Raw genomic sequence first — 26707 nt, forward strand, 5'->3', positions numbered from 1 at the left:
TGCGACATCTTTTGTTAGCGTCGCAACCTTTATTCGTGGGAGGTAATTCCGCTAAAACCACAATTCAAGGAGGAAATATAGTTATGGCTAAAAAAGGTAAGAAGTATTTAGAAGCTATCAAGCAAGTTGATCGTACTAAAGCTTACCCAGTTGCAGAAGCAATTGAACTAGTTAAAAAAACAAGCACTACAAAATTTGATGCATCAGTTGAAGTTGCTTTCCGTCTAGGAGTAGATCCTAAGAAAGCTGACCAACAAATCCGTGGAGCTGTTGTGCTTCCACACGGTACTGGTAAAACTCAACGCGTGTTAGTTTTTGCTAAAGGCGATAAGCTTAAAGAAGCAGAAGCTGCAGGTGCAGATTTTGTTGGAGATGCTGAATATATCACTAAAATCCAACAAGGTTGGTTCGATTTCGACGTTATCGTTGCTACTCCAGACATGATGGGTGAAGTTGGTAAACTTGGTCGCGTATTGGGACCTAAAGGTTTAATGCCAAACCCTAAAACTGGAACAGTTACTTTTGATGTTACAAAAGCAGTTAACGAAATTAAAGCTGGTAAAGTAGAATACCGTGTGGACAAAGCTGGAAACATCCACGTTCCAATCGGTAAAGTATCTTTCGAAGATGCTAAACTAGTTGATAACTTCACAACTATCTTTGAAACAATGCAAAAAGTAAAACCTGCAGCAGCAAAAGGAACTTACATGAAGAACGTTTCTGTTACTTCAACAATGGGTCCTGGCGTAAAAGTAGATCCTTCTACTGTTTGATAAAAATTGGCATTTGACAAAACAAGATAGATAGCCTATACTACATCTTGTTGTTAAAATAAATATAACATTTATACCAAAGACAGCAGGTGCTTAACGCTTAATTCCCTGCCGAGGTAATACGATAGACTTAACAGTTGTGTAAACGACTATTGTATATTCCTCCATGTCTTTTCGGATGTGGAGGATTTTATTTGTCGGTATGAATGTAATTCTACAGGAGGTGTAAAGATGAGCAGCATTATCGAACAAAAGCAGCAAATTGTATCTGATATCGCAGAGAAATTGAAAGCTAGTAAATCAACAATCGTTGTTGACTACCGTGGTCTTTCTGTTTCTCAAGTAACTGAACTTCGTAAACAGCTTCGTGAAGCTGGCGTTGAATTCAAAGTTTACAAAAACTCAATGACACGCCGCGCTGCTGAAGCTGCTGGACTAAGCGGTCTTAATGATGCTTTGACTGGTCCTAACGCTATTGCATTCAGTAATGAAGATGTAGTTTCACCAGCAAAAATTCTTAACGACTTCGCTAAGAAAAACGAAGCGCTTGAAATTAAAGCGGGTGTAATTGAAGGAAATATCGCTTCTGTTGAAGATGTTAAAGCTCTTGCTGAGCTACCATCTCGCGAAGGACTTCTTTCTATGCTACTCAGCGTGCTTCAAGCACCAATCCGCAACTTCGCTCTTGTTACAAAAGCAGTTGCAGAACAAAAAGAAGAACAAGGAGCGTAATCTATTACGCTACTATCATGTATCCTAATAAAACACATACAAAACAAGGAGGAAAAATATAATGTCTAAAGAACAAATCTTAGAAGCAGTTAAAAACATGACTGTTTTAGAACTAAACGACCTAGTTAAAGCTATTGAAGAAGAATTCGGTGTAACTGCAGCAGCTCCTGTTGCTGTTGTTGGTGCTGCTGGTGGAGACGCTGCAGCTGAAAAAACTGAGTTTGATGTAGTTCTTGCATCTGCTGGAGATCAAAAAATCAAAGTTATCAAAGTTGTTCGTGAAATCACAGGCCTTGGTCTTAAAGAAGCGAAAGAACTTGTTGACAACACTCCTAAAGCTGTTAAAGAAGGAGCTACTAAAGAAGAAGCTGAAGAAATCAAAGCTAAACTTGAAGAAGTTGGAGCTAACGTTGAAGTTAAGTAATGTTAGTTTGGAAAAGCCCGCTGCATAGGCGGGCTTTTTTGACCTTGAAATAAACAAATGTTAAAATACATTTTGTTAATATCCTCGGAAGCATTTCTTCTATTAAATCTCCATGGAGGTGGTCAAGTATGACTGAACATTATTACTCTCGTTCCCAGAATGTTAGCAGTGATCCAAATTATTGGGACTTTACCCTAAAAGAAAACAAATTTCGTTTTAAGACAGACAATGGGGTGTTCTCCAAGAAAGAAGTAGACTTCGGTTCACGGGTATTAATCGAGGCTTTTACATACCCAGAAGTTGATGGCGACATACTTGATGTAGGTTGCGGGTATGGTCCAATCGGACTCTCTATTGCAAAAGAAGCAATGGATAGAAAAGTGCATATGGTTGATGTCAATGAAAGAGCATTGGCACTAGCGAAAGAAAATGCTGCTCTCAATCAAATTGGCAATGTTGTTATTTATGAGAGTGACAGACTACTGCAGGTAAAAGGGAACAAATTTGCAAGTATCTTAACAAATCCGCCAATCCGCGCAGGAAAAAAGGTTGTCCATGATATATTTGAACAAAGCTATGAGCATCTCATCAATAATGGAGAGCTGTGGGTTGTTATTCAAAAAAAACAGGGAGCTCCATCTGCTTTGGAAAAACTGGAACAGTTATTCCAAGAAGTAGATGTTGTTGATAAGCAAAAAGGTTATTTTATTATAAAAGCAAAAAGGATTGACTAGTCCGAATCGTTGTGATAGCATTGTATAATGCCAATATATTATTTTTCTTTTATCCATTTTTTTATTCAATTAATGTATAAAATTGGTGGATTTCGGAAAAGCTAACAAAATAATACTTGAAATATGAAAAATGCGGTTTTTTGTTTTGAAAACCCTTTTTCTTTTTGTCTTATAAATAACATTGTATGCTGTTTATAAGATGTTAATAGATGTACTATAACGTTTGATTTGAGGGGTGAATCAGTTGACAGGTCAACTTGTTCAGTATGGACGACACCGCCAGCGCAGAAGCTATGCACGAATTAGTGAAGTTTTAGAATTACCAAATCTAATAGAAATCCAAACCTCTTCCTATCAATGGTTTCTAGATGAGGGATTGCGTGAAATGTTCCAAGATATTTCACCAATTGAAGATTTTACTGGCAACTTATCATTGGATTTTATCGACTACAGTTTAGGTGAACCAAAGTACTCTGTCGAGGAATCAAAAGAGCGAGATGTTACATATTCAGCACCATTGCGTGTAAAGGTTCGTCTTGTTAACAAAGAAACAGGGGAAGTAAAGGACCAGGATGTATTCATGGGTGATTTCCCACTTATGACAGAGACTGGTACGTTCGTAATTAACGGTGCAGAACGTGTAATCGTATCACAGTTAGTTCGTTCTCCAAGTGTTTACTATAATGGTAAATTAGATAAAAACGGTAAAAAAGGATTTACTGCTACTGTAATTCCAAACCGTGGTGCTTGGCTAGAGTACGAAACAGACGCGAAGGATGTAGTGTATGTGCGTATTGACCGTACACGTAAACTTCCAATAACAGTATTATTGCGTGCGTTAGGATTTGGATCCGATCAAGAGATTCTTGACTTAATCGGGGACAATGAATACTTGCGAAATACTCTTGAAAAAGATAACACAGAAGGTACGGAGAAAGCTCTTTTAGAAATTTATGAGCGTTTACGTCCTGGTGAGCCGCCTACTGTTGAAAATGCGAAAAGTCTATTGGTGTCAAGATTCTTTGATCCAAAGAGATATGACTTAGCAAATGTAGGTAGATATAAAATTAATAAAAAGCTTCATATCAAAAATAGATTGTTCGGCCAACGTTTGGCAGAAACACTTGTGGACCCTGAAACAGGCGAAATTATCGCAGAGAAGGGTACTCTTTTAGACAGACGTGCATTGGACCGTATCATTCCTAACTTGGAAAATAACATCGGCTTTAAAACTCTTAACCCATACGGTGGCGTTTTAGAAGATGATGTAACAGTTCAATCTGTTAAAATCTATGCACCAATTGATGATGGAGAAAAAGAAATTAACGTTATTAGCAATGCATATGTAGAGGAAGCTGTTAAAAACATCTCTCCTGCAGATATCATTTCATCAATCAGTTATTTCTTTAACCTGCTTCATGGTGTTGGTCTGACAGATGATATCGACCACTTAGGTAACAGACGTCTGCGTTCTGTTGGGGAATTGCTTCAAAACCAATTCCGCATCGGTTTATCAAGAATGGAGCGTGTAGTTCGTGAAAGAATGTCTATTCAGGATACAAACACGATTACTCCGCAACAATTGATTAATATCAGACCTGTTATTGCGTCTATTAAAGAATTCTTCGGAAGCTCACAGCTTTCACAGTTCATGGACCAAACAAACCCGCTTGCTGAGTTGACTCATAAACGTCGTTTATCTGCATTGGGACCTGGTGGTTTGACACGTGAACGTGCTGGTTTCGAAGTACGTGATGTTCACTACTCTCACTATGGACGTATGTGTCCAATTGAAACTCCAGAGGGACCGAACATTGGTTTGATCAACTCCTTGTCTTCATTTGCGAAAGTGAACCGTTTTGGTTTCATTGAAACGCCGTATAGACGTGTAGATGCAGAGACAGGCCAAGTAACGAATCATATCGATTACTTGACTGCTGATGAGGAAGACAACTATGTTGTTGCCCAAGCGAATTCTCGCCTTGGCGATGACGGTTCTTTCCTAGATGAGGAAGTAGTTGCACGTTTCAGAGGGGAAAACACTGTTGTTAAACGCGATCGCATCGACTATATGGATGTATCTCCTAAACAGGTTGTGTCTGCAGCGACAGCATGTATTCCGTTCTTAGAAAATGATGACTCGAACCGTGCCCTTATGGGAGCGAACATGCAACGTCAAGCTGTGCCTTTGATGCAGCCGGAAGCTCCAAGAGTAGGTACTGGAATGGAATATGTTTCTGGTAAAGACTCAGGTGCTGCTGTTATCTGTAAGCATGAAGGTATTGTTGAACATGTTGAAGCACGTGAAGTGTGGGTAAGAAGAGTTACTGTTATTGACGGTCAAGAAGTTAAAGGTAACTTAGATAAATATAGAATGCTTAAATTCATTCGTTCTAACCAAGGAACTTGCTACAACCAAAGACCTATTGTAGCTGTTGGGAACAGAGTAACAAAAGGTGAAATCCTTGCTGACGGACCTTCTATGGAATTGGGAGAACTGGCTCTAGGAAGAAACGTTCTTGTTGCCTTCATGACATGGGATGGCTATAACTATGAAGATGCCATCATCATGAGCGAACGCCTTGTTAAAGACGATGTGTATACATCTATTCATATTGAAGAATATGAGTCAGAGTCTCGTGATACGAAACTAGGACCTGAAGAAATTACACGTGACATTCCAAACGTTGGGGAAGATGCTCTTCGCAACTTGGATGACCGCGGAATTATCCGTGTTGGTGCTGAAGTGAAAGATGGAGACCTTCTTGTTGGTAAAGTAACTCCAAAAGGAGTAACAGAACTTACTGCAGAAGAGCGTCTACTTCATGCAATCTTCGGAGAAAAAGCACGTGAAGTGCGCGATACAAGTCTTCGTGTACCACACGGCGGCGGCGGAATTGTCCACGACGTGAAGGTGTTTAACCGTGAAGACGGAGATGAACTGCCACCAGGTGTTAACCAGCTTGTACGCGTTTATATCGTACAAAAACGTAAAATCCACGAAGGAGATAAAATGGCGGGACGTCATGGTAACAAAGGGGTTATTTCCCGAATCTTACCTGAAGAAGATATGCCATATCTACCTGATGGTACACCTGTTGATATCATGTTAAACCCACTTGGGGTTCCATCTCGTATGAACATCGGTCAGGTTCTTGAGCTGCACTTAGGTATGGCAGCACGAAGCTTGAATATCCATGTTGCATCACCTGTATTTGATGGTGCTCGTGAGGAAGATGTTTGGGAAACAATTAGAGAAGCTGGAATGGCTCAAGATGCTAAAACAGTTCTTTATGATGGACGTACAGGTGAACCGTTTGATAACAGAGTATCTGTCGGTGTCATGTACATGATTAAACTTGCACACATGGTTGATGATAAGCTTCATGCTAGATCAACTGGTCCTTACTCTCTTGTTACGCAGCAGCCATTGGGCGGTAAAGCGCAATTCGGCGGACAGCGTTTCGGTGAGATGGAGGTTTGGGCACTTGAAGCATACGGTGCGGCTTATACTTTGCAAGAGATTCTTACTGTTAAATCAGATGACGTAGTTGGTCGTGTGAAAACATATGAAGCCATTGTAAAAGGTGAGAATGTACCTGAACCAGGTGTTCCTGAATCATTCCGTGTATTAATGAAAGAGCTTCAAAGCTTAGGATTGGATGTTAAAATCCTATCCAGCACAGAAGAAGAAATAGAAATGCGAGATACAGAAGATGATGATGATATTCAACAAGCTGAATCTCTAACAATAGCACCAGATGCACAAGAGCCTGAATCAGAAAAAGTAGGCATGCAAGAGTAACTTGACGCAATTTTGGAGGGAGGCTGACGCTAGTGAAAAGGGGTCAGCCTTCCTAAATTAAACACGTATTAGCAAATGTATGTAGGGCTTAGCCTGAAGATCAAAAGGGAGGTAGGACCCTTGTTGGATGTAAACAATTTTGAATTTATGAAAATAGGTTTGGCTTCACCGGACAAAATCCGTTCATGGTCATTTGGTGAGGTAAAAAAACCTGAAACAATTAACTATAGAACTTTAAAACCAGAAAAAGACGGCTTATTCTGTGAGCGTATTTTTGGTCCTACAAAAGACTGGGAATGTCATTGTGGGAAATACAAGCGTGTAAGATATAAAGGTGTAGTCTGTGACCGTTGTGGTGTAGAGGTAACTCGCGCTAAAGTACGCCGTGAGCGTATGGGTCATATTGAACTAGCAGCACCTGTTTCTCACATTTGGTACTTCAAAGGCATCCCTAGCCGTATGGGTCTTGTATTGGATATGTCACCACGTGCTTTAGAAGAAGTTATCTACTTTGCTTCATATGTAGTGACAGACCCAGGTGATACTGCACTTGAAAAGAAACAGCTTCTTTCTGAAAAAGAATTTCGCGCTTACCGCGACAAGTACGGTGTTAAATTCCAAGCATCTATGGGTGCTGAGGCAATTAAAAAGCTTCTTTCAGACATAGATTTAAACAAGGATGTAGAAGGCTTAAAAGAAGAGTTGAAAACAGCACAAGGCCAACGCCGTACACGTGCAATTAAAAGACTGGAAGTTCTAGAAGCATTCCGCGGTTCAGGCAATGAGCCTTCTTGGATGATCCTAGATGTGCTTCCTGTTATTCCTCCAGAATTGCGCCCGATGGTTCAATTGGATGGTGGACGTTTTGCAACATCTGACCTTAACGATCTATATCGCCGTGTAATCAACCGTAATAATCGTCTGAAAAGATTATTAGATTTAGGTGCTCCAAGCATCATTGTTCAAAACGAAAAACGCATGCTTCAAGAAGCAGTAGATGCGCTTATCGATAATGGTCGCCGTGGCCGTCCGGTTACAGGACCAGGTAACAGACCGCTTAAATCTCTTTCTCATATGCTTAAAGGGAAACAAGGTCGTTTCCGTCAAAACTTGCTGGGTAAACGTGTTGACTACTCAGGTCGTTCTGTTATCGTAGTTGGACCGAACTTGAAAATGTATCAGTGCGGACTTCCAAGAGAGATGGCACTAGAATTATTCAAGCCTTTCGTTATGAAAGAATTGGTTGAAAAAGGTTTGGCGCATAACATTAAATCTGCTAAGCGTAAAATCGAAAGAGTACAACCAGAAGTATGGGATGTCTTAGAAGAAGTTATCAGAGAGCATCCAGTATTGCTTAACCGTGCACCGACATTGCACAGACTTGGTATCCAAGCGTTTGAACCTACTCTAGTAGAAGGTCGCGCTATCCGTTTGCATCCACTTGTTTGTACAGCATATAACGCTGACTTCGATGGTGACCAAATGGCTGTCCATGTTCCATTATCTTCTGAAGCACAAGCTGAAGCTAGATTGCTTATGCTCGCTGCTCAGAACATCTTGAACCCTAAGGATGGAAAACCGGTTGTTACACCGTCACAGGATATGGTTCTAGGTAACTATTACTTGACTCTTGAAAGAGAAGGCGCTGTTGGTGAAGGTATGATCTTCAATGATACGAGCGAGGCGCTGTTAGCATACCAAAACGGTTATGTTCATTTACACACTCGTGTTGCTGTACGTGCAAGCTCTTTGAATAACCAAACATTCACTGAAGAGCAAAACAATCAGCTATTATTAACGACTGTAGGGAAATTAGTATTCAACGAAATTCTTCCTGAATCTTTCCCATACATTAACGAACCAACAAAAGCTAATCTTGAAGAAAAGACTCCAGAAAGATTCTTCGTGGAGCAAGGCACAGATGTGCGTGCAGCGATTCAAGCAATGCCAATCATTGAGCCGTTCAAGAAGAAAATACTTGGAAATATTATCGCGGAAGTATTCAAGCGATTCAAAATCACTGAAACTTCTAAGATGCTTGATAGAATGAAGGATCTTGGCTTCAGACACTCCACAAAAGCTGGTATCACAGTTGGGGTTGCAGATATCGTCGTTCTTGGTGAAAAACAAGAAATTATCGATGAAGCACAAGGTAAAGTAGACAATGTTATGAAGCAATTCAGACGTGGTCTAATCACAGAAGAAGAGCGTTATGACAGAGTAATTTCGATTTGGAGTTCCGCTAAGGATGTTATCCAAGCGAAACTGATGAAATCATTGGATAAACGAAATCCAATCTTTATGATGAGTGATTCCGGTGCCCGTGGTAACGCATCTAACTTTACACAGTTAGCTGGTATGCGCGGATTGATGGCCAACCCGGCTGGTAGAATTATCGAGTTACCTATCATCTCAAGTTTCCGTGAAGGATTAACAGTATTGGAATACTTCATTTCAACACATGGTGCTCGTAAAGGTCTTGCCGATACAGCACTTAAAACAGCGGATTCTGGTTACTTGACTCGCCGTCTTGTTGACGTAGCACAAGATGTCATTGTCCGTGATGATGACTGTGGTACAGACAGAGGCTTGCTTGTTGCAGCACTTAAAGAAGGCACAGAAATCATTGAGCCGTTGGATGAGCGTCTAATTGGACGTTATGCAAGAAGACCAATCAGACATCCAGAAACAAATGCAGTTATTGTAGCAGAAAATGAGCTTATCACAGAAGATCTTGCTGTTGAAATCGTAGCTGCTGACATTAAAGAAGTGTGGATTCGCTCTGCATTCACATGTAACACTCGCCATGGCGTATGTAAAAAATGTTACGGACGCAACCTTGCAACTGGCCAAGAAGTTGAAGTTGGTGAAGCAGTTGGTATTATTGCTGCCCAATCTATCGGTGAGCCAGGAACTCAGTTGACAATGCGTACATTCCATACAGGTGGGGTTGCTGGAGACGATATCACACAAGGTCTACCTCGTATTCAAGAGATTTTTGAAGCGCGTAACCCTAAAGGTCAGGCTGTTATTACAGAAATGGCAGGGGTTATTGTCGGAATCAACGAAGGAAGAGACCGTCAGCATGAGATTGTAGTTCAAGGTGAACTTGAAACAAGAACGTATACTGCACCATATACTGCAAGACTTAAAGTGAAGATTGATGATAGAGTTGAACAAGGTCAAGAATTGACTGAGGGTTCTATCGATCCGAAAGAATTAATTAAAGTGAAGAACGTTACTGCAGTACAAGAGTATCTTCTTCGCGAAGTTCAAAAAGTTTATCGTATGCAAGGGGTTGAAATTGGAGATAAGCACGTTGAGGTAATGGTTCGCCAAATGCTTCGTAAAGTGCGCGTAGTTGATGCTGGTGAAACAGAAGTATTGCCAGGTACACTATTAGATATTCACCAATTTACTGATGCAAACGCAAAAGCTTTAAGAGAAGGTAAACTACCTGCAACTGGAAGACCAGTATTGCTAGGTATTACAAAAGCATCTCTTGAAACTGATTCATTCCTATCTGCAGCATCATTCCAAGAAACTACAAGAGTTCTTACAGATGCAGCTATTAAAGGTAAACGTGATGAATTGCTTGGATTGAAAGAAAATGTTATCATTGGTAAACTTGTTCCAGCAGGTACAGGTATGCCTAGATACCGTCATGCAGAACCAATTACTGTGGACGAAACAACAGAAGAATCTGTTCCAGTTGAGTAATTTACTGGTATAAAACAATGAATTCCAATAGGCAAGGTCTAATAAGTGTAACCGTAAGTTAGATCTTGCTGTTGGTTCATTGTAAGTAATATTTAATTTTTTTGGGAAAAGAATTGACATCTATTTTCATAGATGATACTATATCAAAGGTGCTCCTATTCACCTGTTGCTTTGGAGGATATCTTATGTCTTATGAAAAAGTATCACAGGCCAAAAAAATAGTAGTAGGAACAAAGCAAACAGTAAAAGCGTTAAAGGCTGGGAAAGTAGCAGAAGTAGTAGTTGCTGAAGATGCAGATCCATTTATAATTGGAAAGGTAACTGAAGCTGCCAATGAAGCGAACATCCCAATCATACTTGTGGATTCCATGATGAAGCTCGGCAAATCATGTGGTATAGAAGTAGGCGCAGCAACTGTTGCCATAAATAATTAAAAACTGTTTTTATGGATTTGAACCATGAAAACTTTGTTTTTGCCCTAATATGAACCACCTGGATGTGTGGACTTCAAACATAAATGGAAGGGAGGAAAATTAAATGCCAACTATTAACCAATTAGTGCGCAAGCCTCGTCAATCTGCTCAAGAGAAGTCGAAGTCTCCTGCGTTAAACAAAGGTTATAACAGCTTCAAAAAAACACAAACTGATGTATCTTCACCTCAAAAACGCGGGGTATGTACTCGTGTTGGTACAATGACACCGAAAAAACCAAACTCAGCGTTGCGTAAATATGCTCGTGTACGTTTGACTAACGGTATCGAGGTTACAGCTTACATCCCAGGAATTGGTCACAACCTACAAGAACACAGTGTTGTACTAATCCGTGGAGGACGTGTAAAAGATTTACCAGGGGTACGTTACCATATCGTACGTGGTGCTCTTGACACAGCTGGTGTTAACAACCGTATGCAAGGTCGTTCTAAATACGGTACTAAAAAACCAAAAGCAGCAAAAAAATAATAAAACAAATAATATAACAATTGGTTGAAAGGAGGAAATCAAATGCCACGTAAAGGTCCTGTAGCAAAAAGAGACGTATTACCAGATCCAATATACAATTCTAAACTTGTATCTCGTTTGATTAACAAAATGATGATAGATGGTAAGAGAGGTAAATCTCAAGCTATCCTATACTCAGCTTTTGATATCGTTGCACAACGTTCTGGACAAGAGGCTATCGAAGTATTCGATCAAGCTCTTAAGAACATCATGCCAGTACTTGAAGTTAAAGCACGCCGTGTTGGTGGTTCTAACTATCAAGTACCAGTGGAGGTTCGTCCAGACAGACGTACTACTTTAGGTCTTCGCTGGTTAGTTAACTACGCTCGTCTTCGCGGTGAGAAAACGATGGAAGAGAGATTAGCTAACGAAATTCTTGATGCAGCTAACAACACTGGTGCATCAGTTAAAAAGCGTGAAGATACACACAAAATGGCAGAAGCAAACAAAGCGTTTGCTCACTATCGTTGGTAAGATCAAAAATCTAAAAAATACTTTCTTATGGAAGGAGAAAAACCAATGGCTAGAGAGTTCTCCTTAGAAAATACTCGTAATATCGGCATCATGGCTCACATCGATGCTGGTAAAACGACTACAACTGAGCGCGTACTTTACTATACTGGTCGTATCCACAAAATTGGTGAAACTCACGAAGGTGCATCTCAAATGGACTGGATGGAGCAAGAACAAGAACGTGGTATCACGATCACATCTGCAGCAACAACTGCACAATGGAAAGGTAATCGTGTAAACATTATCGATACTCCAGGACACGTAGACTTCACTGTTGAAGTTGAACGTTCTCTTCGTGTATTAGATGGTGCTGTAGCAGTATTGGATGCACAGTCTGGTGTTGAGCCTCAAACTGAAACAGTTTGGCGCCAAGCAACAACTTACGGTGTACCTCGTGTTGTATTTGTTAACAAAATGGATAAAATCGGAGCTGACTTCCTTTATTCATTAAAAACTTTGCATGACCGTCTTCAAGCTAATGCTCATGCAATTCAACTTCCAATCGGTGCTGAAGATCAATTCGAAGGCATTATTGACCTAGTTGAAATGAAGGCAACGTTCTATGGTAATGACCTTGGAACAGATATTGAAGATAGAGAAATTCCTGAAGAGTACAAAGATCTTGCTGAAGAATACCGTGAAAAATTGGTTGAAGCAGTAGCAGAACTTGATGAAGACTTAATGGAAAAATATCTTGGTGGAGAAGAAATTACTAAAGAAGAATTGAAAGCTGCAATCCGTAAAGGAACTGTAAACGTTGAATTCTATCCAGTAATTTGTGGATCTGCCTTCAAAAACAAAGGTGTTCAAAAAATGCTTGATGCAGTAATTGATTACTTGCCTTCTCCATTAGACGTACCAGCAATTAAAGGTACAATTCCTAATTCAGAAGAAGAAGTAACAAGACCATCAAGTGATGATGAGCCATTCGCTGCATTGGCGTTTAAAGTTATGACTGACCCTTATGTTGGTAAATTAACTTTCTTCCGTGTTTATTCTGGTACATTGAGCTCAGGTTCTTACGTACAAAACTCTACTAAAGGTAAGCGTGAGCGTGTAGGACGTATCCTACAAATGCATGCTAACAGCCGTGAAGAGATTACAGAAGTACATGCTGGAGACATCGCTGCAGCTGTTGGTTTAAAAGATACAACAACTGGAGATACTCTATGTGATGACAAAAACCTAGTAATTCTAGAGTCTATGGAATTCCCAGAGCCAGTTATTGAATTGTCTATTGAACCAAAATCAAAAGCTGACCAAGATAAAATGACAACAGCTCTACAAAAACTACAAGAAGAAGATCCTACATTCCGTGCGCATACTAACCAGGAAACTGGACAAGTAATCATCGCTGGTATGGGTGAGCTTCACTTGGATATTTTAGTAGACCGTATGCGTCGTGAATTCAAGGTTGAAGCTAATGTTGGTGCTCCTCAGGTTGCATACCGTGAAACATTCCGTTCTTCTGCTGCAGTTGAAGGTAAGTTCTCACGTCAATCTGGTGGACGCGGACAATACGGCCATGTTTGGATCGAATTCGCTCCAAACGAAGAAGGTAAAGGCTTCGAATTCGAAAATGCTATCGTCGGTGGTGTTGTTCCTCGTGAATACATCGCACCAGTTCAAGCTGGTCTAGAAGATGCATTAGAAAGAGGAGTACTTGCAGGTTACCCATTGGTAGACATTAAAGCTAAATTGTTTGATGGATCATACCATGATGTTGACTCATCTGAAATGGCGTTTAAAATTGCCGCTTCTATGGCACTTAAAAATGCTGCTTCAAAATGTAACCCTGTAATTCTTGAGCCAGTAATGAAAGTTGAAGTAATCATCCCTGAAGAATACATGGGTGATATCATGGGTAACATTACTTCTCGCCGTGGACGCGTAGAAGGAATGGAAGCTCGTGGTAACGCACAAGTAGTTCGTGCGATGGTTCCACTTTCTGAGATGTTTGGATATGCTACAACTCTACGTTCTAGCACACAAGGTCGTGGTGTGTTCTCAATGACATTTGACCACTACGAAGAAGTGCCAAAATCAATCTCTGAAGAGATCATCAAAAAAAATAAAGGGTAATGATTGATTTTACCTTTTCAATGAAGTATAACTACTATGTAAGCAATAAAGCTGTGATATAAATATCACAGCTCCCATACTTAATTTTTACAAATCAAAGGAGGATTTTCCTAATGGCAAAAGCTAAATATGATCGTTCAAAGCCCCATGTAAATATCGGAACTATTGGTCACGTTGACCATGGTAAAACAACTCTAACAGCTGCTATCACTACTGTACTTGCTAAAGCAGGCGGTGGGGAAGCTAAAGGTTACGACCAAATCGACGCAGCTCCTGAAGAGCGCGAGCGTGGAATCACAATCTCAACTGCACACGTTGAGTACGAAACTGCTACTCGTCACTATGCACACGTTGACTGCCCAGGACATGCTGACTATGTTAAAAACATGATCACTGGTGCTGCACAAATGGACGGCGGTATCCTAGTTGTTTCTGCAACTGATGGTCCAATGCCACAAACTCGTGAGCACATCCTATTGTCTCGCCAAGTTGGTGTACCTCACCTAGTTGTATTCTTGAACAAATGTGACATGGTTGATGACGAAGAGCTTCTTGAACTAGTTGAAATGGAAGTTCGCGACCTTCTTTCTGAGTATGAGTTCCCTGGTGATGACATTCCAGTTATCAAAGGTTCTGCTCTTAAAGCTCTTGAAGGTGAAGCAGAGTGGGAAGAAAAAATCAACGAGCTTATGGCTGCAGTTGATGAGTACATCCCAACACCAGCTCGTGACACTGAAAAACCATTCATGATGCCTGTTGAGGACGTATTCTCAATCACAGGTCGTGGTACAGTTGCTACTGGACGTGTTGAGCGTGGACAAGTTAAAGTCGGTGACGTTGTAGACATCATCGGTCTTGCTGAAGAGAAAAAATCTACTACTGTAACTGGTGTAGAAATGTTCCGTAAATTGCTTGATTATGCTGAAGCTGGTGACAACATTGGTGCACTTCTTCGTGGGGTTGCTCGTGAAGATATCCAACGTGGTCAAGTATTGGCTAAACCAGGCACAATTACTCCACACGTAAAATTCAAAGCTGAAGTTTACGTATTGTCTAAAGAAGAAGGTGGACGTCATACTCCATTCTTCACAAACTACCGCCCACAGTTCTACTTCCGTACAACTGACGTAACTGGTATCTGCAACCTTCCTGAAGGTGTAGAAATGGTTATGCCTGGCGACAACATCGAAATGGATGTTGAATTGATTTCTTCTATCGCTATCGAAGAAGGTACTAAATTCTCTATCCGTGAGGGTGGACGTACTGTAGGCGCTGGCGTAGTTGCTACAATCGTTGAATAATAACCTTTAAAATAAACGGGCCGGTCTAACCGGCTCGTTTTTATTTAGAAATAACGAAAGTGATCTTAGTTTCTTCTATATATATGATGTAATTTTGTTATTTATTATTCTACATAATTATTGAAGAATAGATTGTAATTTTATGACTATTCATTAATGGGTTGAAATATAACGATAGTCGCTGTATAATAATCAAAGTGTACAAAACGTAAAAAGAAAAATAATTTAAGTATTGCTTTTCTTAGAATGTTTATGTATAATAGACAATGTTGGTCTTTGACTGCGATGATGCAGAAGGTTGCTGACACACCCGGCCGCTTTGCCATGGCGAGTGTGTGGGAAATTTCTGCGGAGAATGTCTATTTTAAAATAGGCGAAAAGGAGGGAAAATAATGGCAAAACAAAAAATCCGTATCCGTTTAAAAGCGTATGATCACAAGATTTTAGATCAATCTGCTGAGAAAATTGTTGAAACTGCAAAACGTTCTGGTGCTGCTGTATCTGGACCTATTCCGTTACCAACTGAAAAGTCTATATACACAATCCTACGTGCGGTTCATAAATATAAAGATTCTCGTGAGCAATTTGAAATGCGTACGCACAAACGTCTAATCGATATTGTGAACCCAACACCACAAACTGTTGATTCATTAATGCGTTTGGATTTACCATCAGGTGTAGATATCGAAATTAAACTTTAATTGAAATAAATATATAACTATCAGGAGGTGTGACTGAAATGACCAAAGGAATCTTAGGAAGAAAAATTGGTATGACTCAAGTTTTTGCTGAAAACGGCGATCTTATCCCGGTAACAGTAGTTGAAGCTGCTCAAAACGTTGTACTTCAAAAGAAATCTGTTGAAACAGACGGCTATGAAGCTGTTCAAATCGGTTTCGAAGATAAACGTGAAAAGTTGTCTAACAAACCTGAAAAAGGACACGTTGCTAAAGCAAACACTGCTCCTAAGCGCTTCGTTCGTGAATTGCGAGAAGTTAGCTTAGCAGAGTACGAAGTTGGTCAAGAAGTCAAAGTAGACGTATTCGCTGAAGGCGATATCGTTGATGTTACAGGAATATCTAAAGGTAAAGGTTTCCAAGGCTCTATCAAGCGCCACGGACAATCACGCGGGCCAATGGCTCACGGTTCTCGCTACCACCGTCGCCCAGGTTCAATGGGTCCAGTAGCTCCAAACCGTGTATTCAAAGGTAAAGCATTACCAGGACGCATGGGCGGAGAGCAAGTAACTGTTCAAAACCTAGAAATCGTTAAGGTTGATGTTGAGCGTAACCTTCTATTGATTAAAGGTAACGTACCAGGAGCTAAAAAAGCTCTATTAAAAGTAAAAAGTGCTGTTAAAGCATAATTAGTAATCCGGAAAGGAGGAAACAAGAATGCCTAAAGTTGCATTATTCAACCAAGACGGTACTCAAGCTGGAGATATCGAATTAAAGGATTCTGTATTCGGTATCGAGCCTAACAACCACGTTCTTTTCGAAGCAGTTGTTATGCAAAGAGCTTCTTTACGTCAAGGTACACATAAAACAAAAATTCGTTCTGAGGTTGCTGGTGGTGGCCGTAAGCCATGGCGCCAAAAAGGCACAGGACGTGCACGTCAAGGTTCTATCAGATCTCCGCAATGGCGTGGTGGTGGAACAGTGTTTGGACCAGTTCCACGTAGCTACAGCTACAAATTGCCTAAAAAGGTACGCAGACTAGCAATCAAATCTGCACTTTCTACTAAAGTATTAGAAGAAAGCATTTTAGTATTGCAAAGCCTTGCTTTCGATGCACCAAAAACAAAAGAATTCAAAACTGTTTTAGGTAATCTTTCTGTAGAGAAGAAAGCACTTATCGTAACAGCTGACCTAGATGAGAACGTAGCATTATCTGCTCGTAACATCCCTGGAATCACTGTTGTATCTGCTTCTGATGTTACAGTATTAGATGTATTAAATCATGATAAATTAATCATGACGAAAGCAGCAGTTGAAAAAGTAGAGGAGGTGCTTGCATAATGGATGCACGCGATACTATTAAGCGCCCCGTTATCACAGAACGTTCTACTGACTTAATGGCTGAGAAAAAATATACGTTTGAAGTTGATGTTAGAGCTAACAAAACTCAAGTTAAAGATGCTGTAGAAGAAATCTTTGGCGTTGAAGTTGAGAAAGTAAACATCATGAACTACAAAGGTAAGTTCAAGCGTATGGGCCGTTTCGGAGGCTACACTAACAAACGTCGTAAGGCAATTGTTAAACTAACAGCTGACAGCAAAGAAATCGAATTTTTCGAAGCTTAATATATAACTGAGAAGAGGAGGGAACACAAATGGCGATTAAAAAATACAAACCTACCTCTAATGGTCGACGCAACATGACTTCTTCTGACTTTAGTGAAATCACTACAAGTACTCCAGAAAAATCATTGCTTGCTCCTTTACACAGAAAAGGCGGCCGTAATAACCAAGGTAAGTTAACTGTTCGTCATCAAGGTGGAGGCCATAAGCGTCAATATCGTGTGATTGATTTCAAACGTGACAAAGATGGCATTCCAGGACGCGTTGCTACAATTGAGTATGATCCAAACAGATCTGCTAACATCGCGTTAATCAACTATGTAGACGGTGAAAAACGCTACATTCTTGCACCAAAAAATCTAGAAGTTGGCTTAGAAGTAATGTCAGGACCAGAGGCTGATATCAAGCCAGGTAATGCACTTCCACTAGCTAACATTCCAGTGGGTACTGTTATCCACAACATCGAATTAAAACCAGGTAAAGGCGGACAATTGGTTCGTTCTGCAGGCACTTCTGCACAAGTACTTGGTAAAGAAGGTAAATACGTACTTGTACGTTTAAATTCTGGTGAAGTTCGTCTAGTTCTTGCTACTTGCCGTGCGTCAATCGGTCAAGTTGGTAACGAACAACACGAATTAATCAAGATTGGTAAAGCAGGTCGCTCTCGCTGGTTAGGCAAACGCCCAACTGTTCGTGGATCTGTAATGAACCCTAACGACCATCCACACGGTGGTGGTGAAGGACGCGCTCCAATCGGACGTAAATCACCAATGTCTCCTTGGGGTAAACCAACTCTTGGTGCTAAAACTCGCAAGAAGAAAAACAAATCAGATAAATTTATCGTACGTAGCCGTAAAAAATAACGGGGTTGAACTACGGTTCATAATAAGAACCGTAGAACAATCACGAAGGGAGGTTCAATCATGGGTCGCAGCTTAAAAAAAGGGCCTTTTGTTGATGATCATTTACTAACAAAGATCGAAAAATTAAGTGAGTCTGATAAGAAACAAGTTATCAAAACTTGGTCTCGTCGTTCTACTATCTTCCCACAATTCATCGGTCAAACAATCGCTGTTTATGATGGTCGTAAGCATGTACCTGTTTACATCACTGAAGACATGGTAGGTCACAAACTTGGAGAATTCGCTCCATCCCGTACTTACAAAGGTCATGCAAGTGACGATAAGAAAACAAGACGTTAATGAGAGGAGGGCATTCACATGCAAGCTAAAGCTGTTGCAAATACAGTTCGTATTGCTCCTCGTAAAGCTCGTTTAGTCGTAGATTTAATTCGAGGTAAGCAAGTAGGTGAAGCAGTATCAATTTTGAAGTTAACTCCAAAAGCTGCTTCTCCTATCGTTGAAAAAGTTCTAAAGTCTGCTATTGCAAATGCAGAGCATAACTACGAAATGGATATCAATAACCTAGTGGTTGAGCAAGCATACGTTAACGAAGGACCAACACTTAAACGTTTCCGTCCACGTGCGATGGGTCGTGCAAGTCAAATCAACAAACGTACTAGCCACATCACTATCGTTGTATCAGAAAAGAAGGAGGGGTAATCAGTGGGTCAAAAAGTAAATCCAGTCGGTTTGCGTGTCGGGATCATCCGTGATTGGGAATCTAAATGGTACGCAGGCAAAGACTATGCTGATCTTTTACACGAAGACCTTAAAGTACGTGAGTACATTACAAAACGTTTAAACGACGCTTCTGTTTCTAAAGTAGAAATCGAACGTGCTGCTAACCGTTTGAATGTTACTGTTCACACTGCTAAACCAGGAATGGTTATCGGTAAAGGTGGTACAGAAGTTGAAGCTTTACGCAAAGCTTTAAACTCACTTACTGGCAAACGTGTACACATCAATATTCTTGAAATTAAAAGAGCGGACATGGATGCAAAACTAGTTGCTGAGAACATTGCTCGTCAATTAGAAAACCGTGTATCTTTCCGTCGCGCTCAAAAACAAGCTATCCAACGTTCAATGCGTGCGGGTGCTAAAGGTATCAAAACTATGGTATCAGGTCGTCTAGGCGGAGCAGATATCGCTCGTTCTGAGTCTTATAGTGAAGGAACTGTTCCTTTGCATACTCTACGTGCTGACATTGATTACGCTACAGCAGAAGCAGATACTACTTATGGTAAATTAGGCGTTAAAGTTTGGATCTATCGTGGAGAGATCCTTCCAACGAAGAAGAAAACTGAGGAAGGAGGCAAATAATAATGTTACTACCTAAACGTGTTAAATACCGTCGTGTACACCGTGGAAAAATGCGCGGTCAAGCAAAAGGCGGCACAGAAGTAACTTTCGGTGAATACGGTCTACAATCTTTAGAAGCATCTTGGATTACTAACCGTCAAATTGAATCCGCTCGTATCGCGATGACTCGTTACATGAAACGTGGCGGTAAAGTTTGGATTAAAATTTTCCCACATAAGCCTTACACTGCAAAGCCTCTAGAAGTCCGCATGGGTTCCGGTAAGGGTGCTCCAGAAGGTTGGGTAGCAGTTGTTAAGCCTGGTAAAATTATGTTCGAAATTGCTGGTGTTTCTGAAGAGATCGCTCGTGAAGCACTTCGCCTTGCATCACACAAGCTTCCAGTAAAATGTAAGTTTGTAAAACGTGAAGAAATTGGTGGTGAAACTAATGAAAGCTAATGAAATTCGTGACCTTACCACTGCAGAAATTGAACAAAAAGTTAAATCTTTAAAAGAAGAGCTTTTCAACCTTCGCTTTCAATTAGCGACAGGACAACTTGAAAATACAGCTCGCATTCGTGAAGTACGCAAAGCGATTGCTCGCATGAAAACAGTAATTCGTGAAAGAGAAATCGGCGTCAATAATCGATAACGTGAGAGGAGGTTCGTATGATGAGCGAACGCAATCAACGCAAAGTCTATACTGGCCGTGTTGTTTCTGACAAAATGGATAAAACCGTTACTGTTGTTGTTGAAACGTACAAAAAACACCCACTATATGGCAAACGCGTGAAATACTCTAAAAAGTATAAAGCTCACGATGAGCAAAATACAGCTAAAATTGGCGATGTTGTACGTATTATGGAAACACGTCCATTATCAGCTACAAAACGTTTCCGTCTTGTAGAAGTAGTAGAAAAAGCAGTTATTATCTAATTGTTCGGAATAAGCTTCATCCCGAAGGGAGGTTACACACATGATTCAACAAGAATCACGTTTGAAAGTTGCTGACAACTCTGGTGCTCGTGAAGTACTAACTATTAAAGTTCTTGGTGGTTCAGGCCGCAAAACTGCTAATATCGGTGATATCATCGTTGTTACTGTGAAACAAGCAACACCAGGTGGCGTTGTTAAAAAAGGTGACGTAGTAAAAGCAGTAGTAGTAAGAACAAAGAGTGGTGTACGCCGCGCAGACGGTACTTACATTCGTTTCGATGAAAACGCATGTGTAATTATCCGTGATGATAAGAGTCCACGTGGAACTCGTATCTTTGGACCAGTTGCTCGCGAACTTCGCGATAACAACTTCATGAAGATTGTATCATTAGCTCCAGAAGTACTATAAATCATAAATTCAATTGCCTTTAAGGAGGTGCGAAAAGATGCATGTTAAAAAAGGTGACAAAGTAATGGTCATCTCTGGTAAGGATAAAGGCAAAACTGGTGTAGTTCTTGCAGCGTTCCCTAAAAAGAGCCGTGTGCTAGTTGAAGGAGTAAACATTGTTAAGAAACACAACAAGCCATCCCAGTTGAATCCACAAGGTGGAATCAATGACCAGGAAGCAGCTATTCATGTATCCAACGTTATGCCTATCGATCCTAAAACAGGTGAACCTACACGTGTAGGATCTACATCTGTTGATGGTAAAAAAGTACGCGTAGCGAAAAAATCCGGTGAAATTCTAGATAAATAGTTTAAAAAAGAAGGGAGGTACTATGAATGAACCGCCTAAAAGAAAAGTACACAAAAGAAACTGTACCTGCTCTTATGAGCAAGTTCAACTATAAATCTGTAATGCAAGTTCCAAAGCTTGAGAAAATTGTTATCAACATGGGTGTTGGTGAAGCAGTTGCAAATGCTAAAGCATTGGACATTGCAGTAGAAGAATTGACAGTAATTTCTGGTCAAAAGCCAGTAATCACTCGTGCAAAGAAATCTATCGCAGGCTTCCGTCTACGTGAAGGTATGCCAATCGGTGCGAAAGTTACACTTCGTGGAGAACGCATGTATGAGTTTTTCGATAAACTAGTATCTGTTTCTCTACCACGTGTTCGTGACTTCCGCGGTGTTTCTAAGAAATCTTTTGACGGCCGTGGAAACTACACTCTAGGTGTTAAAGAACAATTGATCTTCCCTGAAGTTGATTACGATAAAGTAAACAAAGTTAGAGGTATGGATATTGTTATCGTTACTACAGCTAACACTGATGAAGAAGCTCGTGAATTATTAACTCAATTTGGAATGCCGTTCCAAAAGTAATCTCTAATTAGAGGGAGGCGTAAATGTGGCTAAGAAGTCAATGATTGCGAAACAAAAACGCACGCCTAAATATAAAGTACAAGAATATACTCGCTGCGAACGCTGCGGACGTCCACATTCTGTGTACCGTAAATTTAAGCTTTGCCGTATTTGTTTCCGTGAATTAGCATATAAGGGACAAATTCCTGGTGTGAAAAAAGCTAGCTGGTAAAACCCCATTATGGGAAGGAGGTTAAAACAATGGTTATGACAGATCCAATTGCAGATTTGCTTACAAGAATCCGTAATGCGAATATGGTACGTCACGAAAAATTAGAGGTACCTGCTTCTAATGTGAAAAAAGAAATCGCTGAAATCTTGAAGCGTGAAGGTTTCATCCGTGATGTTGAATATATTGAAGATAACAAACAAGGAATCATCCGCATTTTCCTTAAATACGGTTCTAGCAACGAGCGTGTAATTACTGGACTTAAACGTATTAGTAAACCTGGTCTTCGCGTATATGCGAAAGCAACTGAAGTACCACGCGTACTAAACGGTCTTGGAATCGCACTAGTTTCTACTTCTCAAGGAGTACTTACTGATAAAGAAGCTCGCGCTAAACAAGTTGGCGGAGAAGTTTTAGCATACGTTTGGTAATATAGGTTTAAATGAATGGAGGTGCAACTAAATGTCTCGTGTAGGTAAAAAACCAGTCGAAGTACCAGCAGGTGTTACAGTTACTATTGATAACAGTACTGTAACGGTTAAAGGTCCTAAAGGCGAATTAACTCGTACTTTTAACTCTGATATCGCAATCAACGTTGAAGAGAACGTGATTAACGTTACTCGTCCTTCAGATGCGAAGGAACATCGTGCATTGCACGGAACAACTCGCGCTTTGTTATCTAACATGGTGGAAGGTGTTTCTAAAGGCTTTGAAAGAGGTCTTGAACTAATCGGTGTAGGTTACCGTGCTCAAAAACAAGGAAACAAACTTGTTCTTAACGTAGGTTACTCTCACCCAGTTGAGATCGAACCAGAAGCAGGAATCGAAATCGAAGTTCCTTCTGCAACTAAAGTAGTTGTAAAAGGTACTAGCAAAGAGCGCGTTGGAGCACTTGCTGCTAACATCCGTGACGTTCGCCCACCAGAGCCTTACAAAGGTAAAGGTATTCGTTACGAAGGCGAATTCGTACGTAGAAAAGAAGGTAAAACAGGTAAGTAATGCCGGATAGGTAAACGAAAGGAGTGACCTGAATGATTACGAAGGCTGACAAGAATGAAACCCGTAAAAAAAGACACGCACGTGTGCGTTCTAAACTAAGCGGTACTCAAGCTCGTCCTCGTCTAAATGTGTTCCGTTCAAACAAACACATTTACGCTCAACTTATTGATGATGTTAATGGCGTAACAATCGCTAGCGCATCTACTTTAGATAAAGAGCTTAACTTAGAATCTGCTAGCAACCTTGATGCTGCTGTTAAGATCGGTGAATTAGTAGCTAAACGTGCTGTAGAAAAAGGTGTTAAATCAGTTGTTTTTGACCGCGGTGGATATTTATATCATGGTCGCGTAAAAGCTTTAGCTGATGCTGCTCGTGAGAACGGCTTAGAATTTTAATAGTCAAAGGAGGGACAAAAATAGATGCGTAGTCGTAGTATTGATCCAAACAAACTTGAACTTGAAGAACGCGTTGTTACTATCAACCGTGTAGCGAAAGTTGTTAAAGGTGGACGTCGTTTCCGTTTCTCTGCACTTGTAGTAGTTGGAGATAAAAACGGCAATGTTGGTTTTGGTACTGGTAAAGCTCAAGAGGTACCAGATGCAATCCGCAAAGCAGTTGAAGATGCGAAGAAAAATCTTGTGGAAGTACCTATGGTTGGTACAACAATCCCACACGAAATTATCGGACATTTCGGTGCTGGTGAAATCTTGCTAAAACCTGCTTCTGAAGGTACTGGTGTTATCGCTGGTGGTCCAGTACGTGCAGTGCTTGAGTTAGCTGGTGTTGCTGATATCCTATCTAAATCTTTAGGTACAAACACACCAATTAACATGGTTCGTGCAACTTTAGACGGTTTAAAACAATTAAAACGTGCTGAAGACGTAGCGAAGTTACGTGGTAAATCAGTAGAAGAACTGTTAGGATAAGGAGGGAAATTAGATGGCAAACAAACTGGAAATTACCCTCACTAAAAGCGTTATTGGTCGTCCTCAAGACCAACGCGAAACAGTTAAAGCGTTAGGTTTGCGTAAAGTAAACCAAACAGTACAACAACAAGATAATGCTGCTATCCGCGGCATGATCACTAAAGTATCACATTTAGTATCTGTTAAAGAAAACTAAAAATCATTCTTCTTCAATAAGGAGGTGCCAATATGAAACTTCATGAATTAAAACCTGCAGAAGGTTCTCGTAAAGAACGTAAGCGTGTCGGTCGTGGTATCGGTTCAGGTACTGGTAAGACTGCTGGTAAAGGTCATAAAGGTCAAAATGCACGTTCAGGTGGGGGTGTAAGACTAGGATTTGAAGGTGGTCAAACTCCTTTATTCCGTCGTTTACCAAAACGTGGTTTTACAAACATCAACCGTAAAGAATACGCAATTGTTAACCTTGATGTTCTTAACCGTTTCGAAGATGGAGCAGAAGTGACTCCAGAACTTCTTATCGAAACTGGAATCGTGAGCAACGAGAAAGCAGGAATTAAGATTCTTGCAAATGGCAAAGTTGAGAAAAAGCTTACTGTTAAAGCACATAAATTCTCCTCTGCTGCAAAGGAAGCTATTGAAGCTGCCGGCGGTCAAACTGAGGTGATTTAATGTTTCAGACAATCTCCAATTTTATGCGCGTGGGTGAAATAAGACGTAAAATCATATTCACCCTATTAATGTTGATTATATTCCGTATCGGTACTTTCATACCGGTACCTTATGTAAATGCAGAGTTTTTACAAGCGCAGGATGCTTTTAGTGCCTTCGGTATTCTAAATACATTCGGCGGCGGCGCGCTTAGCAACTTTTCTATACTTGCTATGGGGATTATGCCATATATCACAGCATCTATCATTGTCAGCTTGCTGCAGATGGATGTTGTACCTAAGTTCACTGAATGGTCTAAACAAGGTGATGCTGGTCGACGTAAGTTAACTCAATTTACTAGATACTTCACTATCGTCTTAGGCTTCATTCAGGGCTTTGGAATGTCTTATGGTTTCAATAACCTTGCAGGTGGTGCTTTGATTACTAATCCTGGATTTAGTTCCTACTTGGTAATCTCTGTTGTGTTAACAGCAGGAACTGCTTTCTTGATGTGGCTTGGGGAACTAATCACGTCAAAAGGTGTTGGTAATGGTATATCTATTATCATCTTTGCTGGGATAGCTGCTGGAATTCCAAATATCGCTAACCAAATTTATGCACAACAGTTTGAAAACCCTGGTGATCAATTATTCTTGCGCATTGCTACAGTGCTTCTAATTCTAGTTGCAGTGGTAGCTCTTGTAGTTGGAGTAATCTTCATCCAGCAAGCACTTAGAAAGATCCCAATTCAATATGCGAAAAGAATGACAAATGGAAACAGCTCGGTTGGAGGACAATCTACACATCTTCCGCTAAAGGTTAACTCTGCTGGAGTTATCCCGGTTATTTTCGCGGTTTCATTCTTGGTTACTCCAAGAACAATCGCATCATTCTTTGAGCAAAATGCTGTAACAACTTGGATACAAAAAGTATTCGACTACACGCATCCTATTGGAATGGTTATCTATACAGTATTAATTCTTGCATTCACTTATTTCTATGCTTTTATCCAAGTTAATCCTGAACAAGTTTCAGAGAACTTGAAAAAGCAAGGTGGATACATTCCAGGTATCAGACCAGGAAAAAGTACGCAAGAATATTTGACTCGTGTTCTTTACCGTTTAACATTAGTCGGTGCATTATTCTTGGCTGTTATTGCCATTCTTCCAGTGTTCTTTATCAACATTGCCGGGTTACCGCAATCTGCGCAAATTGGTGGAACGAGTCTACTAATCGTAGTCGGTGTTGCACTGGAAACAATGAAGCAGTTAGAATCCCAACTAGTTAAACGTCACTATAAAGGATTTATAAAATAACATATAATTTTAGGGGACTCTTGTCCCTTGAATTTTATGTGCAAGACTTTATTTAGGGGGGAATACGCATGAATTTAGTCTTAATGGGGCTCCCTGGCGCAGGCAAAGGTACACAAGCCGAGAAGATTGTCGAGAAATATGGCATCCCTCATATCTCAACTGGTGATATGTTCCGTGCTGCAATGAAAGATGAAACAGAGCTTGGACTAAAAGCAAAATCATTTATGGATAAAGGTGAATTGGTTCCTGATGAAGTTACTATCGGGATCGTTCGCGAAAGACTTAGTAAGGATGATTGTGAAAAGGGTTTTCTTCTAGACGGATTCCCTCGTACTGTTCCACAAGCTGAAGCTTTAGAATCCATTTTGTCTGATTTAGAAAAAAGACTTGATTATGTAATCAATGTTCAAGTCGATCAAGAAATATTAATGGAAAGACTGACAGGACGCCGTATTTGTAAGTCTTGCGGAGCGACATACCATTTGGTGTTCAACCCGCCTGCTAAAGAAGATACATGCGATCGCTGTGGCGGTGAGTTATATCAACGCGCAGATGATAATGAAGCTACTGTCAAAAACCGTTTGGATGTTAACATCAAACAATCTCAACCATTACTTGATTTTTATGAGTCAAAAGGCTACTTGAAAAACTTCAATGGCCAACAAGATATTTCAAAAGTATTCTCAGATCTGGATGAATTACTAAGTACTCTTAAGTAATCCTAAATTCATAAAACACTTTTGCTTAGACTAATCTGAATCTAGCATG

General features: G+C 40.3%; 35 protein-coding genes and 1 other annotated feature. All 35 genes read left to right on the forward strand.

The features are described 5' to 3' along the window. The first annotated feature begins 83 nt into the window (after positions 1-83). The 35 genes from rplA to MKX82_RS00815 all read left to right on the forward strand — a co-directional run bounded on the left by rplA (position 84) and on the right by MKX82_RS00815 (position 26658). Positions 84-773 carry a 50S ribosomal protein L1 gene (gene rplA, locus MKX82_RS00645; RefSeq protein WP_192486454.1) on the forward strand — a complete coding sequence of 230 codons (690 nt, stop codon included), beginning with the start codon at positions 84-86 and terminating at the stop codon, positions 771-773. A gap of 58 nt (positions 774-831) precedes the next feature. Beyond that, positions 832-975: a sequence feature (ribosomal protein L10 leader region), on the forward strand. A 29-nt stretch (positions 976-1004) separates the two neighbouring features. Next, positions 1005-1505, forward strand: a complete 501-nt coding sequence (gene rplJ, locus MKX82_RS00650; protein WP_192486435.1) for a 50S ribosomal protein L10 — start codon at positions 1005-1007, stop codon at positions 1503-1505. A gap of 61 nt (positions 1506-1566) precedes the next feature. After that, positions 1567-1929: a 50S ribosomal protein L7/L12 gene (rplL, locus tag MKX82_RS00655; protein WP_192486434.1), complete on the forward strand. Its 363-nt coding sequence runs from the start codon at positions 1567-1569 to the stop codon at positions 1927-1929. 128 nt (positions 1930-2057) lie between these two features. Beyond that, on the forward strand, positions 2058-2663 hold the full coding sequence (locus MKX82_RS00660; RefSeq protein WP_233318662.1) for a class I SAM-dependent methyltransferase: 606 nt from the start codon (positions 2058-2060) through the stop codon (positions 2661-2663). Positions 2664-2907: 244 nt separating this feature from the next. Beyond that, the gene (gene rpoB / locus MKX82_RS00665; RefSeq protein WP_233318664.1) at positions 2908-6468 is read left to right on the forward strand and encodes a DNA-directed RNA polymerase subunit beta; all 3561 of its coding nucleotides are present in this window, start codon (positions 2908-2910) and stop codon (positions 6466-6468) included. 120 nt (positions 6469-6588) lie between these two features. Continuing rightward, positions 6589-10188, forward strand: a complete 3600-nt coding sequence (gene rpoC, locus MKX82_RS00670; protein WP_233318666.1) for a DNA-directed RNA polymerase subunit beta' — start codon at positions 6589-6591, stop codon at positions 10186-10188. Positions 10189-10373: 185 nt separating this feature from the next. After that, on the forward strand, positions 10374-10622 hold the full coding sequence (locus MKX82_RS00675) for a 50S ribosomal protein L7ae-like protein (protein ID WP_233318668.1): 249 nt from the start codon (positions 10374-10376) through the stop codon (positions 10620-10622). Between the two features lie 103 nt (positions 10623-10725). Then, complete coding sequence (rpsL, locus tag MKX82_RS00680) at positions 10726-11148, forward strand: 30S ribosomal protein S12 (RefSeq protein ID WP_233318670.1); 423 nt, start codon at positions 10726-10728, stop codon at positions 11146-11148. A gap of 42 nt (positions 11149-11190) precedes the next feature. Continuing rightward, a complete protein-coding gene (gene rpsG, locus MKX82_RS00685) occupies positions 11191-11661 on the forward strand; it encodes a 30S ribosomal protein S7 (RefSeq protein WP_127742395.1) in 471 nt (156 codons plus the stop codon). A 45-nt stretch (positions 11662-11706) separates the two neighbouring features. Further along, positions 11707-13782, forward strand: a complete 2076-nt coding sequence (fusA, locus tag MKX82_RS00690; RefSeq protein WP_233318672.1) for an elongation factor G — start codon at positions 11707-11709, stop codon at positions 13780-13782. Positions 13783-13895: 113 nt separating this feature from the next. Further along, positions 13896-15083, forward strand: a complete 1188-nt coding sequence (gene tuf, locus MKX82_RS00695) for an elongation factor Tu (protein ID WP_233318674.1) — start codon at positions 13896-13898, stop codon at positions 15081-15083. Between the two features lie 252 nt (positions 15084-15335). Continuing rightward, the gene (locus MKX82_RS00700; RefSeq protein ID WP_237940537.1) at positions 15336-15476 is read left to right on the forward strand and encodes a hypothetical protein; all 141 of its coding nucleotides are present in this window, start codon (positions 15336-15338) and stop codon (positions 15474-15476) included. Then, the gene (gene rpsJ, locus MKX82_RS00705) at positions 15476-15784 is read left to right on the forward strand and encodes a 30S ribosomal protein S10 (RefSeq protein ID WP_233318676.1); all 309 of its coding nucleotides are present in this window, start codon (positions 15476-15478) and stop codon (positions 15782-15784) included. The genes MKX82_RS00700 and rpsJ overlap by 1 nt, the downstream gene beginning before the upstream one ends. A gap of 38 nt (positions 15785-15822) precedes the next feature. Continuing rightward, positions 15823-16449, forward strand: a complete 627-nt coding sequence (rplC, locus tag MKX82_RS00710) for a 50S ribosomal protein L3 (protein ID WP_233318678.1) — start codon at positions 15823-15825, stop codon at positions 16447-16449. A gap of 28 nt (positions 16450-16477) precedes the next feature. Beyond that, the gene (rplD, locus tag MKX82_RS00715) at positions 16478-17101 is read left to right on the forward strand and encodes a 50S ribosomal protein L4 (protein ID WP_233318680.1); all 624 of its coding nucleotides are present in this window, start codon (positions 16478-16480) and stop codon (positions 17099-17101) included. Then, on the forward strand, positions 17101-17385 hold the full coding sequence (rplW, locus tag MKX82_RS00720) for a 50S ribosomal protein L23 (protein ID WP_144458335.1): 285 nt from the start codon (positions 17101-17103) through the stop codon (positions 17383-17385). Before rplD ends, rplW begins: the two co-directional genes overlap by 1 nt. A gap of 29 nt (positions 17386-17414) precedes the next feature. Beyond that, positions 17415-18245 carry a 50S ribosomal protein L2 gene (gene rplB, locus MKX82_RS00725; RefSeq protein ID WP_233318682.1) on the forward strand — a complete coding sequence of 277 codons (831 nt, stop codon included), beginning with the start codon at positions 17415-17417 and terminating at the stop codon, positions 18243-18245. Between the two features lie 60 nt (positions 18246-18305). Continuing rightward, a complete protein-coding gene (gene rpsS, locus MKX82_RS00730) occupies positions 18306-18584 on the forward strand; it encodes a 30S ribosomal protein S19 (protein WP_233318684.1) in 279 nt (92 codons plus the stop codon). Positions 18585-18602: 18 nt separating this feature from the next. Further along, complete coding sequence (gene rplV, locus MKX82_RS00735) at positions 18603-18944, forward strand: 50S ribosomal protein L22 (protein WP_233318686.1); 342 nt, start codon at positions 18603-18605, stop codon at positions 18942-18944. A gap of 3 nt (positions 18945-18947) precedes the next feature. Beyond that, positions 18948-19604, forward strand: coding sequence for a 30S ribosomal protein S3 (gene rpsC, locus MKX82_RS00740; RefSeq protein ID WP_127742415.1), 657 nt, complete (start codon positions 18948-18950; stop codon positions 19602-19604). Between the two features lie 2 nt (positions 19605-19606). Then, complete coding sequence (gene rplP / locus MKX82_RS00745; protein ID WP_127742417.1) at positions 19607-20041, forward strand: 50S ribosomal protein L16; 435 nt, start codon at positions 19607-19609, stop codon at positions 20039-20041. Next, a complete protein-coding gene (gene rpmC, locus MKX82_RS00750) occupies positions 20031-20234 on the forward strand; it encodes a 50S ribosomal protein L29 (protein WP_003351417.1) in 204 nt (67 codons plus the stop codon). The genes rplP and rpmC overlap by 11 nt, the downstream gene beginning before the upstream one ends. Positions 20235-20254: 20 nt before the next feature. Beyond that, complete coding sequence (gene rpsQ / locus MKX82_RS00755) at positions 20255-20518, forward strand: 30S ribosomal protein S17 (protein WP_233318739.1); 264 nt, start codon at positions 20255-20257, stop codon at positions 20516-20518. A gap of 40 nt (positions 20519-20558) precedes the next feature. Then, complete coding sequence (gene rplN, locus MKX82_RS00760; protein WP_016204567.1) at positions 20559-20927, forward strand: 50S ribosomal protein L14; 369 nt, start codon at positions 20559-20561, stop codon at positions 20925-20927. Positions 20928-20964: 37 nt separating this feature from the next. Continuing rightward, positions 20965-21276: a 50S ribosomal protein L24 gene (gene rplX / locus MKX82_RS00765; RefSeq protein ID WP_233318690.1), complete on the forward strand. Its 312-nt coding sequence runs from the start codon at positions 20965-20967 to the stop codon at positions 21274-21276. Positions 21277-21302: 26 nt separating this feature from the next. Continuing rightward, a complete protein-coding gene (gene rplE / locus MKX82_RS00770) occupies positions 21303-21842 on the forward strand; it encodes a 50S ribosomal protein L5 (RefSeq protein ID WP_233318692.1) in 540 nt (179 codons plus the stop codon). Positions 21843-21867: 25 nt separating this feature from the next. Continuing rightward, positions 21868-22053, forward strand: coding sequence for a 30S ribosomal protein S14 (gene rpsN / locus MKX82_RS00775; RefSeq protein WP_009499044.1), 186 nt, complete (start codon positions 21868-21870; stop codon positions 22051-22053). A 29-nt stretch (positions 22054-22082) separates the two neighbouring features. Then, the gene (gene rpsH / locus MKX82_RS00780) at positions 22083-22481 is read left to right on the forward strand and encodes a 30S ribosomal protein S8 (protein WP_233318694.1); all 399 of its coding nucleotides are present in this window, start codon (positions 22083-22085) and stop codon (positions 22479-22481) included. 31 nt (positions 22482-22512) lie between these two features. Continuing rightward, positions 22513-23049, forward strand: coding sequence for a 50S ribosomal protein L6 (gene rplF, locus MKX82_RS00785; protein WP_233318696.1), 537 nt, complete (start codon positions 22513-22515; stop codon positions 23047-23049). Between the two features lie 32 nt (positions 23050-23081). Then, positions 23082-23444 carry a 50S ribosomal protein L18 gene (gene rplR / locus MKX82_RS00790; protein ID WP_233318698.1) on the forward strand — a complete coding sequence of 121 codons (363 nt, stop codon included), beginning with the start codon at positions 23082-23084 and terminating at the stop codon, positions 23442-23444. Between the two features lie 24 nt (positions 23445-23468). Further along, positions 23469-23975 carry a 30S ribosomal protein S5 gene (gene rpsE, locus MKX82_RS00795; RefSeq protein WP_233318700.1) on the forward strand — a complete coding sequence of 169 codons (507 nt, stop codon included), beginning with the start codon at positions 23469-23471 and terminating at the stop codon, positions 23973-23975. A 13-nt stretch (positions 23976-23988) separates the two neighbouring features. After that, positions 23989-24171, forward strand: a complete 183-nt coding sequence (gene rpmD / locus MKX82_RS00800) for a 50S ribosomal protein L30 (protein WP_233318701.1) — start codon at positions 23989-23991, stop codon at positions 24169-24171. A gap of 32 nt (positions 24172-24203) precedes the next feature. Beyond that, on the forward strand, positions 24204-24644 hold the full coding sequence (gene rplO / locus MKX82_RS00805; protein WP_233318703.1) for a 50S ribosomal protein L15: 441 nt from the start codon (positions 24204-24206) through the stop codon (positions 24642-24644). After that, entirely contained in the window at positions 24644-25939 is a 1296-nt protein-coding gene (gene secY, locus MKX82_RS00810) for a preprotein translocase subunit SecY (protein WP_233318704.1), read from the forward strand. The genes rplO and secY overlap by 1 nt, the downstream gene beginning before the upstream one ends. A 68-nt stretch (positions 25940-26007) precedes the next feature. Continuing rightward, on the forward strand, positions 26008-26658 hold the full coding sequence (locus tag MKX82_RS00815; protein WP_233318706.1) for an adenylate kinase: 651 nt from the start codon (positions 26008-26010) through the stop codon (positions 26656-26658). The last annotated feature ends 49 nt before the right edge of the window (positions 26659-26707 follow it).

The sequence above is a fragment of the Niallia sp. FSL R7-0271 genome (assembly GCF_038005785.1).
Classification (GTDB): Bacteria; Bacillota; Bacilli; order Bacillales; family Cytobacillaceae; genus Niallia.

Coding starts and splice junctions, on each gene's coding strand:
- rplJ (WP_192486435.1), top strand. CDS start 1,005: ATGAGCAGCATTATCGAACAAAAGCAGCAAATTGTATCTGATATCGCA.
- tuf (WP_233318674.1), top strand. CDS start 13,896: ATGGCAAAAGCTAAATATGATCGTTCAAAGCCCCATGTAAATATCGGA.
- fusA (WP_233318672.1), top strand. CDS start 11,707: ATGGCTAGAGAGTTCTCCTTAGAAAATACTCGTAATATCGGCATCATG.
- MKX82_RS00660 (WP_233318662.1), top strand. CDS start 2,058: ATGACTGAACATTATTACTCTCGTTCCCAGAATGTTAGCAGTGATCCA.
- MKX82_RS00675 (WP_233318668.1), top strand. CDS start 10,374: ATGTCTTATGAAAAAGTATCACAGGCCAAAAAAATAGTAGTAGGAACA.
- rpsE (WP_233318700.1), top strand. CDS start 23,469: ATGCGTAGTCGTAGTATTGATCCAAACAAACTTGAACTTGAAGAACGC.
- rplX (WP_233318690.1), top strand. CDS start 20,965: ATGCATGTTAAAAAAGGTGACAAAGTAATGGTCATCTCTGGTAAGGAT.
- rpsS (WP_233318684.1), top strand. CDS start 18,306: ATGGGTCGCAGCTTAAAAAAAGGGCCTTTTGTTGATGATCATTTACTA.
- rplF (WP_233318696.1), top strand. CDS start 22,513: ATGTCTCGTGTAGGTAAAAAACCAGTCGAAGTACCAGCAGGTGTTACA.
- rplR (WP_233318698.1), top strand. CDS start 23,082: ATGATTACGAAGGCTGACAAGAATGAAACCCGTAAAAAAAGACACGCA.
- rplV (WP_233318686.1), top strand. CDS start 18,603: ATGCAAGCTAAAGCTGTTGCAAATACAGTTCGTATTGCTCCTCGTAAA.
- rplA (WP_192486454.1), top strand. CDS start 84: ATGGCTAAAAAAGGTAAGAAGTATTTAGAAGCTATCAAGCAAGTTGAT.
- rpmD (WP_233318701.1), top strand. CDS start 23,989: ATGGCAAACAAACTGGAAATTACCCTCACTAAAAGCGTTATTGGTCGT.
- rplD (WP_233318680.1), top strand. CDS start 16,478: ATGCCTAAAGTTGCATTATTCAACCAAGACGGTACTCAAGCTGGAGAT.
- rplN (WP_016204567.1), top strand. CDS start 20,559: ATGATTCAACAAGAATCACGTTTGAAAGTTGCTGACAACTCTGGTGCT.
- rpsG (WP_127742395.1), top strand. CDS start 11,191: ATGCCACGTAAAGGTCCTGTAGCAAAAAGAGACGTATTACCAGATCCA.
- rplO (WP_233318703.1), top strand. CDS start 24,204: ATGAAACTTCATGAATTAAAACCTGCAGAAGGTTCTCGTAAAGAACGT.
- rpmC (WP_003351417.1), top strand. CDS start 20,031: ATGAAAGCTAATGAAATTCGTGACCTTACCACTGCAGAAATTGAACAA.
- rplE (WP_233318692.1), top strand. CDS start 21,303: ATGAACCGCCTAAAAGAAAAGTACACAAAAGAAACTGTACCTGCTCTT.
- rpsL (WP_233318670.1), top strand. CDS start 10,726: ATGCCAACTATTAACCAATTAGTGCGCAAGCCTCGTCAATCTGCTCAA.
- rplB (WP_233318682.1), top strand. CDS start 17,415: ATGGCGATTAAAAAATACAAACCTACCTCTAATGGTCGACGCAACATG.
- MKX82_RS00700 (WP_237940537.1), top strand. CDS start 15,336: ATGTATAATAGACAATGTTGGTCTTTGACTGCGATGATGCAGAAGGTT.
- secY (WP_233318704.1), top strand. CDS start 24,644: ATGTTTCAGACAATCTCCAATTTTATGCGCGTGGGTGAAATAAGACGT.
- rplL (WP_192486434.1), top strand. CDS start 1,567: ATGTCTAAAGAACAAATCTTAGAAGCAGTTAAAAACATGACTGTTTTA.
- MKX82_RS00815 (WP_233318706.1), top strand. CDS start 26,008: ATGAATTTAGTCTTAATGGGGCTCCCTGGCGCAGGCAAAGGTACACAA.
- rpsQ (WP_233318739.1), top strand. CDS start 20,255: ATGAGCGAACGCAATCAACGCAAAGTCTATACTGGCCGTGTTGTTTCT.
- rpsJ (WP_233318676.1), top strand. CDS start 15,476: ATGGCAAAACAAAAAATCCGTATCCGTTTAAAAGCGTATGATCACAAG.
- rplC (WP_233318678.1), top strand. CDS start 15,823: ATGACCAAAGGAATCTTAGGAAGAAAAATTGGTATGACTCAAGTTTTT.
- rpsH (WP_233318694.1), top strand. CDS start 22,083: ATGGTTATGACAGATCCAATTGCAGATTTGCTTACAAGAATCCGTAAT.
- rplP (WP_127742417.1), top strand. CDS start 19,607: ATGTTACTACCTAAACGTGTTAAATACCGTCGTGTACACCGTGGAAAA.
- rplW (WP_144458335.1), top strand. CDS start 17,101: ATGGATGCACGCGATACTATTAAGCGCCCCGTTATCACAGAACGTTCT.